The organism is Leifsonia sp. HAY1-4F, assembly GCF_056755275.1.
In genome coordinates this window covers 1-9,690 of sequence record NZ_JBNDHX010000128.1, presented here as the reverse complement: position 1 = coordinate 9,690, position 9,690 = coordinate 1, and the positions used below count along the sequence as shown (strand labels likewise).

General features: G+C 62.5%; 8 protein-coding genes. 6 read left to right on the top strand and 2 right to left on the bottom strand.

The window, feature by feature from the left end:
• The 4 genes from ACPYOG_RS17465 to ACPYOG_RS17450 form a co-directional block, all read left to right on the top strand.
• On the top strand, window positions 1-893 hold an 893-nt coding region (locus ACPYOG_RS17465; protein ID WP_481295426.1), incomplete at its 5' end, for an extracellular solute-binding protein.
• Between the two features lie 85 nt (window positions 894-978).
• On the top strand, window positions 979-1,929 hold the full coding sequence (locus tag ACPYOG_RS17460) for a carbohydrate ABC transporter permease (RefSeq protein WP_481295425.1): 951 nt from the start codon (window positions 979-981) through the stop codon (window positions 1,927-1,929).
• A complete protein-coding gene (locus tag ACPYOG_RS17455; RefSeq protein ID WP_481295424.1) occupies window positions 1,926-2,819 on the top strand; it encodes a carbohydrate ABC transporter permease in 894 nt (297 codons plus the stop codon). Before ACPYOG_RS17460 ends, ACPYOG_RS17455 begins: the two co-directional genes overlap by 4 nt.
• Window positions 2,783-3,694 carry a TIM barrel protein gene (locus ACPYOG_RS17450; protein WP_481295427.1) on the top strand — a complete coding sequence of 304 codons (912 nt, stop codon included), beginning with the start codon at window positions 2,783-2,785 and terminating at the stop codon, window positions 3,692-3,694. Before ACPYOG_RS17455 ends, ACPYOG_RS17450 begins: the two co-directional genes overlap by 37 nt.
• A 42-nt stretch (window positions 3,695-3,736) precedes the next feature.
• Here ACPYOG_RS17450 and ACPYOG_RS17445 read toward each other — a convergent pair whose 3' ends face one another.
• A complete protein-coding gene (locus ACPYOG_RS17445; RefSeq protein ID WP_481295423.1) occupies window positions 3,737-6,166 on the bottom strand; it encodes a glycoside hydrolase family 2 TIM barrel-domain containing protein in 2,430 nt (809 codons plus the stop codon).
• Window positions 6,167-6,351: 185 nt separating this feature from the next.
• Window positions 6,352-7,338, bottom strand: a complete 987-nt coding sequence (locus ACPYOG_RS17440) for a LacI family DNA-binding transcriptional regulator (protein WP_481295422.1) — start codon at window positions 7,336-7,338, stop codon at window positions 6,352-6,354.
• A gap of 107 nt (window positions 7,339-7,445) precedes the next feature.
• Here ACPYOG_RS17440 and ACPYOG_RS17435 point away from each other — a divergent pair, with 107 nt between their 5' ends.
• Window positions 7,446-8,813 (top strand): MFS transporter, encoded by a 1,368-nt coding sequence (locus ACPYOG_RS17435; RefSeq protein WP_481295421.1) that lies wholly within the window; start codon window positions 7,446-7,448, stop codon window positions 8,811-8,813.
• An 81-nt stretch (window positions 8,814-8,894) separates the two neighbouring features.
• Window positions 8,895-9,690 (top strand): glycoside hydrolase family 2 protein (locus ACPYOG_RS17430; protein ID WP_481295420.1); only part of this gene is annotated, 796 nt, incomplete at its 3' end.

Genomic DNA, 9,690 nt, shown 5'->3' with positions numbered 1-9,690 from the left:
AGGTCCTCGGAATTCCGCAGGACCTAGGGCCGATGGCGCTCTACTACCGCACCGACCTCTTCACGCAGTACGGAATCACGCCACCGAAGACCTGGGCGGAGTTTGCAACGGACGCGGCGACTGTCCACACGAAGAATCCGGCGGCATTTCTCTCGACTCTCCCGGTGGACGCCTATGACCTCGGCGCACTCAGTTGGCAGGCCGGCGCCCAGTGGTTCGGTACTGCGAACAATAAGTGGCAGGTCAAGATTGACAGCTCGCAGACCCAGAAGGTCGCAAGCTACTGGCAGGACTTGGCCAACAAGCAGTTGGTGGTTAGCGAGCCGACGTTCGACACCGCTTGGTACAAGGATTTCCAGGACGGTCGGGTCTTGTCCCTGGTTGGCGCGGTGTGGGCATCGCCTTTGATCGAACAGAACGCACCGGGACTCTCTGGAAAGCTGGGTGTCGTGCAGCTCCCGCAGTGGACCGCGGGAAAGAGTATCTCCGGGAACCGCGGCGGCTCTTCGTTCGCGGTGCTCAAAGGCTGCAAGACGCCGCAGCAGGCGACGGAGGCCGCCCTCTGGATGAGCACTAGCACTTCCAGTGTGACAAACCTGATCACCAACACGGGCATCTATCCGGCGGCGTTGTCCGGCCAGAAGCTTGCGGTGCTCAGCAAGAAGTCTGAGTTCTATGGCGGCCAAAACGTCTACGACGTGTTCAAGAAGGCCGCTGCGAATACGCCCTCGAATTGGGTTTGGGGCCCGACAATGAGTGTGCTCCAGCCGTCTTTCAAGGACGGGCTCAAGCAGGTCGGCGCGGGCCAGGGCACCATCCCCGCCCTCGTGACTCAAGAACAAGAGAACACGGTCTCCACCATGAAGAGCCAGGGACTGAGCGTCTCCGGCTGACCGTCCGCACTCTCGAGACCGGTGCCAGGCGGCCCAGCCAGCCGCCTGGCACCATCCCGAACCCCGACCCGATGAAGGAGCAGCCATGACTGCCGGTCCTCTCACGGACAAGCGCACTGCCCGGAAGACTTCGCCCAGACCCGCCAACTCAGCGGACAAGCGCCGGACGCGTTCGGCGTTCCTGTTCCTGAGCCCCTTCGCGCTGGTATTTCTCGCCATGATGGTCGCGCCCATTTGCTACTCGCTCTACCAGAGCTTCTTCCGGCTGCAGAGCAGCGGTCTGGGACTGACCGCACCGACAACTGTGTTTGCCGGCTTCGGCAACTACATCAAAGCCATCCAGGACAGCGACTTCCTGATGTCGTTCGTCCGCGTATTCACAATCGGCATCATCCAGGTGCCGCTCATGCTGATCTTGGGTCTCTTCTTCGCGCTTCTGCTCGACTCCGCCTTCGCACCGTTGCGGAAGACGTTCCGGCTGATCTACTTCCTCCCGTATGCGCTTCCCGGCGTCATCGCGGCGATCATGTGGTCGTTCCTTTATCAGCCGAGCATCAGTCCGTTCACGCAGTTCCTGCAGATCTTCGGGCTCAACGTGAACTTCCTCTCCAGCAACCTCGTCAATTTCTCGATCGGGAACATGATGACGTGGGGCTACACCGGCTTCAACATGATCATCATCTACTCCGCCCTCCAGGCGATCCCGGGCGAGTTGAATGAAGCTGCCAGCCTAGACGGATGCGGCTGGTGGCGGACCGCCTGGCACGTGAAGATCCCGTCCATTCGCGCGGCCCTCATCCTCACCGCGGTCTTCGCGATCATCGGAACTGCGCAGCTCTACAACGACCCGCAGATTCTCTCGCAGGTCGCGCCATCCGTGTCATCTACTTTCACACCGATCATGGCCGCGCAGCAATCCGCCGCCGGCAACAACTACAACTACGCAGCGGCGCAGTCGATCATCCTCGCGTTGGTGACGCTAGTGCTCTCGTTCGCATTTCTCAGATTCACCCAGCGGAAGGAGGCACGCTCATGACCGCTGTGGCTGAGCGAACCGAACCGACCAGGGCAGTGCAGTTCCGGCAGACCCGCAACGTTTCGTTCTCGGGTCGCGCGGGAGCCTTCATTGTGATGGCGTTCTTCGCCATCTACACCCTCGTGCCCGTGTGGTGGCTCCTGGTCTCGGCGACGAAGAACAAGGCTTACCTCTTCACCACGAACGGGCTCTGGTTTTCCCACTTCGACCTTTGGGGAAATATCCGCGATGTCTTCAGCCAGCAGAACGGCATCTTCGCGATATGGGCGCTGAACAGCGTCATCTACTGCGTTGGGGGCGCTGCGATCAGCACGTTCCTCTCCGCAATGGCCGGCTACGCGCTCGCAAAGTTCAAGTTCCGCGGCCGCGAAGCGATTTTCAACATCATTCTCGCCGCGGTCCTGGTCCCTTCGGTCATGTTCGCGCTACCCCTCTACCTCATGTTCAGCGAGGTCCATCTCGTTAACACCTATTGGGCGGTGCTTCTGCCGAGCATCGCCAGCCCATTCGGTGTGTACTTGTCGCGGGTCTACGCCAGCTCCTCGGTGCCGGACGAACTGCTGGAAGCGGGGCGGCTCGACGGTGCAAGCGAGGCCCGCATTTTCTGGCGGGTGGCCATGCCGATCATGTCGCCGGCGCTTGCCACAGTGTTCTTGTATCAATTCGTGGCGATCTGGAACAACTATCTGTTGCCGCTGCTCATGCTCAACAACGACACGCTTCAGCCGCTGTCGGTCGGGCTGGCGAACTGGCGGGCCCGCCTGACCGAAGGCATCCCGTACAACGTCACGATCACCGGGTCGTTCCTCGCGGTGATCCCGCTCATCATCGCGTTCTCGATCCTGCAGAAGTACTGGCGTTCCGAGTTGGCCGCAGGAGGCGTGAAGTAGCCGGCTCTAGCAGTCCGCGTAGTCCTCGAGGGACGCAGCGGACTGGGGAGCGGGAGAGGATCGGGACCTCTCCCGCTCCCCGCATCTCTGCCCGTGATGCGATCTCGGTCAATCTCGAGCTCCTTTTTGCGGAAGCCGGGGACATTCACGACAGGGTTGCTGCGGCCGCGTCAGCCGGATACTCCAATGTAGAGATCTGGGGCTGGCGCAGCAAAGAACTCAATCGGCTTCGCGAGGCACTGCGGTCGGCTGGCTCCAAGCTCGTGTCGATGACGGTCGATCCGCAGCTCGACCTCGGAGACCGGGGATGTCATGCCCGATACCTCCTGGGCGTCACCGAATCCATCACGGCCGCAAAAAATCTCGGCGTGCCCTTCCTGGTGGTCGTCGCCGGCCAGCGGAGCGACGCGAATCCGTTCGAGGATCAGCGGAAAGCAGCGCTGGAGGTGCTGGCCCAGGCGGCGAACCTCGCGCAGGCAGCCGGTGCGACACTATTACTGGAGCCATTGAACGATCGAGTCGATCATCCGGGGGCTCTGCTGGTCTCAACTGAAGAGGCGCTCGCCTGGGTGCGCGAGGTCGGCTCCAAGCACTTGCGTCTGCTCTTGGACATCTATCACTTACTGACCATGGGCGAGGATCTTTGTGACATCACGTCGCACGACGTCGAACTGGTTGGACACGTACAGGTCGCTGATGTTCCGGGCCGCGGGGAACCCGGAACCGGCCAAGTGGATTGGGAACGCCACCTGCGGCTGCTTCGGACTCTTGGATACAGGGGGCTGTGGGGCATGGAGTATCGACCCAGTGCCGCAACTCAGATGTCGCTTGCGAGGATTCAGGCCATCGTTCAGCGCGTGGAGCTAACGGAATGAGAACGGGGGGCCGCATCCTGGATGCCGCCCCCGTTCTGCGTCTTAGTGCAGTTCGATGGTCACGACCGCCGGCGGAACGCCCGTGGCACGCGCGGTAACGGTGACGATCCCTGGCTGGCCGGTCGGACGGACCGCTGCTAGAGCGTGACCCTTGTACGTGGTGGTGACCGGCTCCAGGTAGCTCTCCTCGGTAGCAGGTGTGGCTGCGCCGAAACCCTGGAGGATCGCCGGTCCCTCAACTTCGATCGAGACAGCACGGTCGTCGGCTTCAACTGCCGTTGCGTCACTGTCTTGAAGCGCAACTTCGATGAAGACGATCTCTTGATCCGACGCCGCAACTGCAGATCGTTCGGCTCGCAGATCGATGCGCGCAGCGGAACCCGATGTGCGGATCTCTGATCTGCCGATCTCGGCCTCGCCGCGGTAAGCGATAACCTCGAGCCGCCCAGGCTCGTAAGGGATCTCGGCCGCGGCCAGGAACGGCCGATTCTCGCCGACCACCGCGCTTGCAACAGGGGCGCCATTGAGGAGGTACTCGACGCGGTGTCCGATGGAATAGACCTCGACGTGCAGTGGTGTTCCCAGCGGGGCGTCGACTGTCCAGTCCGCTGCGACGTCGCTCCAGGTCCAAGCGCGCGGCTCGATGAAGAAGCCGTCGGCGCGGTACTTCCGTACCCCGATGTACGGGACCTCCGTCAACCCGAAGACCGCCTCCCGGTAAAAGGAAACGGGGTTGCGACGGCCGACGATATCCAGGTCTCCCTCCTCCGCTGTAAGCCACGGGTACGGCGCCCGGTGCACCACCTCGTCCTCGGGGTAGACGTGGCGACCGGTGCCGACCTCGCCGAGGAAGTCCCACGCCGTCCAGGTGAAGTCGCCAATGACGTGCTGGTTTTCGGTGACTAATTTCCAGATGTCGTCGATTTTGGTAGGGAAACTCTCCGTGGAGAGAACCACCCGATTCGGGTGCTGCTCCTTGTCGAGCAAGAAGCGGTCGTCGCCGTAGTTGAGTCCCATCACGTCGAGCGCAGACGCGGGCTCGAGTAGTCGCTCGCTGACAGTGTCGGAGGTGACGAGCGTCTTGATCATCTCGGTGACCTGCGCGAGGTAGTCGTTCAGGCCCTGTATCTCTGCGCTCTGCTGTGCTTGAGCGCGAAGCTCAGGAATCTTGTCTCGGCCGATGTACATGCCCTGGAGCGCGTGAGTGACAAGCCGCGTCGTGTCCTGTGTGCGTACCCGATCGGCAAGAAGACGTCCGTAGCGTCCACCCTGCGGGGTGCCGGCTTCGATAATTTCGTTTCCGACGGAGTAGAGGATGACGCTTGGGTGGTTGAAATCCTTCGCGACGATCGCGTCCACGTCGCGTTCCCACCACAGCGGGAAGCGCTTGGAGTAGTCATCGCCGGACTTGGGGACGCTCCACATGTCGAAAATCTCGTCCATCACGAGCACGCCGTACTTGTCGCACGCCTCCAGCAGTTCTCGGCTGATGGGATTGTGGGCGGAGCGGATGGCGTTGAATCCTGCCTCCTTGATCAGCCGCACACGTCGATCGGCTGCCGCCTGGAATTCGGCGGCTCCCAGGATCCCGTTGTCGTGATGGATCGCGCCACCTCGGAGCTTGACCTGATCGCCGTTGATGCGGAGCCCGCGGATCGGGTCGACGCTGATGGAACGGATTCCGAAAGTCGTCGATGCTTCGTCCGTTAGCTCGCCGGCGATGGTCGCTACTACACGAGCTCTGTAGAGCGTTGGGCTGTCAACGGACCAGAGAGCGGGGGCTGGGACGAAGACCCGTTGCCGTCCGACTGTGGCGTCACCGGGTCGCAGCGTGAGGCGGGTGCGCTCAGTGGTGACGATGTGACCGGCTGCGTCTTTGATCTCGCAGTCGAGGTCGACGACCCGAGTACCGATGTCCTCGTTGAAAATCTCTGTCTCGACCAGCACGGTCGCGACATGCTGATCGACATCCGGTGTGGACACGCGGAGTCCGGTTGGGCCTACGTGGACGAGCCCGCCGATAAGCACGTTGACAGGTCGGTAGATTCCACCCCCCGAGTACCAGCGGAGGTCCTCGTGCGCCTGGGCGTCCACTCGAATGGAGTTGGTCGTCCCGTAATTCAAGAAGGGGTCGGCGTTCACGTAGAAGGTGGAGAAGCCGTTCGCCCAATGGCCGGCCAGCGCGCCGTTGATATAGACCATTGCGTCGCGGTACACGCCCTCGAACTCGAAGGTGACGCGCTTCCTCGCCCATTCGACCGGGACTTCAAACTCCTTCTCATACGACCACTTGCCGCCCTTGAAATAGGCAGTTTGTGGCCCTCCCGAGTTCTCTGCAGAGCGACCACCCGCAAGCACGGCGTCGTGGGGAAGCGTAACTGTCACCTCGCCAGGCCCAGCGACGTTGATCGCTTCATGGACCGAGATGAGCGGTCCGAACTGCCAGTTGCTGTTGAACGATGAGCGAAGCACGGCACTCCTCAGGGCTGGGCGTCGGCTGGCTCTTCTCGGAGGAAGAGCCTAAGAACTGAGAAAAGTGTCTCACTTTTCCCAGTTTGGGGTCAACCTTATGGCGAGCAAAGGCCCCGGTCGCGGGAGTGAAGTCGGCGCCAGACAGCGGAAGTTTGCGATGTTCCCACGCGTTGGGCCTGATGCCTCTAAGTCGTGTCGCCTCGGATCAGTGTGAAAAGCTCGGCCACAGGACGCGGCGGGATATCAATCGACGCGCCGAGCGTCTCAGCCAGCTGCTCAACGGCCAGGTCGATGATCGTCTCCATGGAAACGGCGACAGTTGTCAGGCGGGGAGTCAGAAGTTGACCGAGTTCGGTGTTGTCGACGCCGATCACAGCTACTTGCTCGGGGACGGAAAACCCCAACCGGGTGGCGGCAGCGACAGCGGCGGCAGCGGCGGTGTCGTTGTACGCCGCAACGCCGAGGTTCGCCGTCGCGACGGGAGAAAGCGCTGTCGCTGCACCCTCGACGTTGGCGGGGAGTCGCACGAGTTGGGGAGCGGCGATGCTGCGTTTGGCGCACGCGCGCTGAATGGCAGCGAACCGTCCGGGGCTGTACGGATCAGCACGTTTGTCAGCCACGGATGCGTAGACGATCTGGCGTGACCCGTTTCGAATGAGCTCTGTGACCTGGAGTTCCGCCAGCGCATCATCGGGGCCGACCGTCGCCCGCTGACTCCAGGACGCGCGGGGGACAGTGGGAATTCCCTGGTGCGCCAATCTGGTCCGCGCCGACTCGGGGAGCGCACCGAGATCCACGACGGCAAGCGGCTCCAGGTGCAGAAGAGCGTCTGCAGTTCGCTCTGGATCGGTGTCCGCGAATCTGAGCACGACGTTGGCCCCGATCGTTGCAGTGTCGGCCACCAAGCGATCGAGCGCATCCTGCTGGTTCCGGCCGATTGTAAGGTTCGGGGCGAGGATGACGATCGTGTCGCCGCGACCGCTGACGAGCCGCCGTCCCGCAGCCGAGGGCCGGTAATCAAGCTCCTGCGCCGAAACAAGCACTCGCTCGCGGGTGCTGGCCGCGAAGTTCGAACCGCGACCGTTCAGTATGTGGCTGACGGTCGCGCGCGACACGCCTGCGCGTGCAGCGACATCCGCCGCAGTCGCCGGTCGCGCGATCGAGGGGTCCATGGACTGATCTTCGCACGAGAATCAGGTTTGCATCCTGATTATCACGTGTGCATACTGGATTATCACGTGGTAACAGCGTCGGTCCCTTTCTCAACGATGGAGTTGCAATGACACAGTCAAACCCGGTCGAGCCGCGTCAGGCTCCCGAAGTAGCGGGCCTTGGCGCGAGCGCCGAAGTGGCAGCTGAAGGCGCGCACGCGGCGGAGGTCGAACCCCGTATCTCGCAGCTGAAGCTAGGTAACGGATACCTGGCGCTGCTGATCCTTTCGTACTTCGCCCTCTATCTCGCCTGGATCACCCCGGTCGGGTTCTCGCTCGCAATCCGGGTGGCTCAGCTCGACCCGATCGGGAAAGACTCAGCACTCGCGTTGGCGGTGGGAATTCCTGCTCTCGTCGTTCTTGTCACCGGTCCGCTGGTCGGTGTGCTGAGCGACAGGACGCGTTTCAGATTTGGCCGAAGGCGGACCTGGATGGCCATCGGCATGGTCGCTGGACTGGTCGGTTCGGTACTGGTCGGGCTCGCGCCGAACATTCCACTGATGATCGCCGCGTGGACCCTCGCTTGGGTGGGATATACCGCAGCTGGAGCCATGTTCCTGACCCACCTCGGCGACCGTCTGCCCGAGAAGCAGCGCGGTAAGGTCGCTGGTTTCACCGGCGCCGTCACCCAGATCGCACCCATCTTCGGAATCGTGATCGCCGGCGGATTCGCGTCGATGCCAGTGGCCATGTTCGCCATCCCCGCGCTCGTCGCCTTCCTCATTGGTCTCATCTTCCTATTCGTTATGAAGGATGCGCCGGCGACAGGTCCTATCCCGCCGGTCGACGTGAAGTCCCTCCTCCAGGGCTTCTGGTTCAATCCGCGACGCCACCCGAACTTCGCCTGGGTGTGGATCAGTCGAGCGCTGATCTTCCTGGCGCTATCCTTCATGTCCATCTACACGGTCTACCTGCTTGGATCGCGCCTTCACCTGGCCTCCGGCGCCATCGCCGGGCTCGTCGCCGCCCAGGGCGGTCTCGGTGTGGTGCTGGCGATCCTCGGATCCATTCTGAGTGGTACGCTCTCGGACAAACTCGGCCGCCGGAAGCCGTTCATCGTCATCGCAGGCTTCATGCTTGCAGCCGGGTTGATCATCACCGGGACGCTCACCTCGGTTCCGCAGTTCTTCATCGGCGGCCTCATCGGCACGCTGGGCGTGGGCATGTTCGGCGCCATCGACCAGGCGATCGGGCTGGACACACTCCCGACCGATCAGGGTCAGAACGGTCGCTTCATGGGCATCTTCAACCTGGCGAACCAGGCCGCTCAGGCAGTCGGCCCATTCTTGGCCGGTGGGATCGCCGTCCTCGCCGGCGGCAACTACACGTGGGTGTACGCCGCCGCCGCGTTGTTCGCCGTGGCCGGAGGACTGTTGATCCTTCCGGTGCGGCCGGAACGCCCGACGACCGTCTCCATCCCCGCCGTCAAGCTCTGAGGCAACCTCCGCCCTCAGCGGCCGGTTCCGGAGCGCGACACCTGCTCGCGCCCCGAAGCCGCCAATCCAGAAAGCAGCACCATGTTCTCCACCACGTTCAATGAAAACTGGACAGTGCGACCCAAGACCAGCATCTTCGCGCAGATCGGCTCCGGTCAGGTTAACGCCCTCGCAGTTACGCTGCCGCATGACGCGCTCGTCTCCTGCCAGCGGGATCCTTCGGCTTCGGGCAAGAACGCGTACTACCCGGAATCCAGCACCTTCGAGTACCTCAAGAGCTTCGAGGTGCCGGAAGAATGGCGCGAAAAGACAGTCTGGCTCGAGTTCCAGGGCGCCTACCGTGACGCGATGGTGTTCATCAACGACAGCTTCGCCGGCCAGCGACCGTATGGGTACTCCATCTTTCAGGTCCCGCTGGATGCCTTCCTCCTCTTCGGTCAGCGCAACCAGATCAGGGTCGAGGTACGTGCGCACGACGACTCCCGCTGGTACACCGGCGCGGGCTTGATCAGGGACGTCATCCTGCACGTGACGGATCCAATGCGCTTCAAGCCGTTCAGCGCACACGCCTCCATCCCCGACGTCGACGACGAGCGAGCGGTGATCGAGTTGTCCTCGAGCGTGCTCAACCACCACCGTCATCTCATAACCGGAACTGTAGTCGCCGAGATCCTTGATCACGCGGGGGACCTCGTCGTGCGCAACGCGGTGCCGGTTTCCGCGCGAGGGGCCTCGTCAGCAGAAATCACGCAACGTCTCTACCTGCCGGCCCCGCATCGTTGGAGCGTCGACGACCCCTACCTCTACACCGTCCGGCTCGCTTTGACACATGACACGCGAACTCTCGACAGCGTCGAACTGCCCCTCGGAGTGCGGA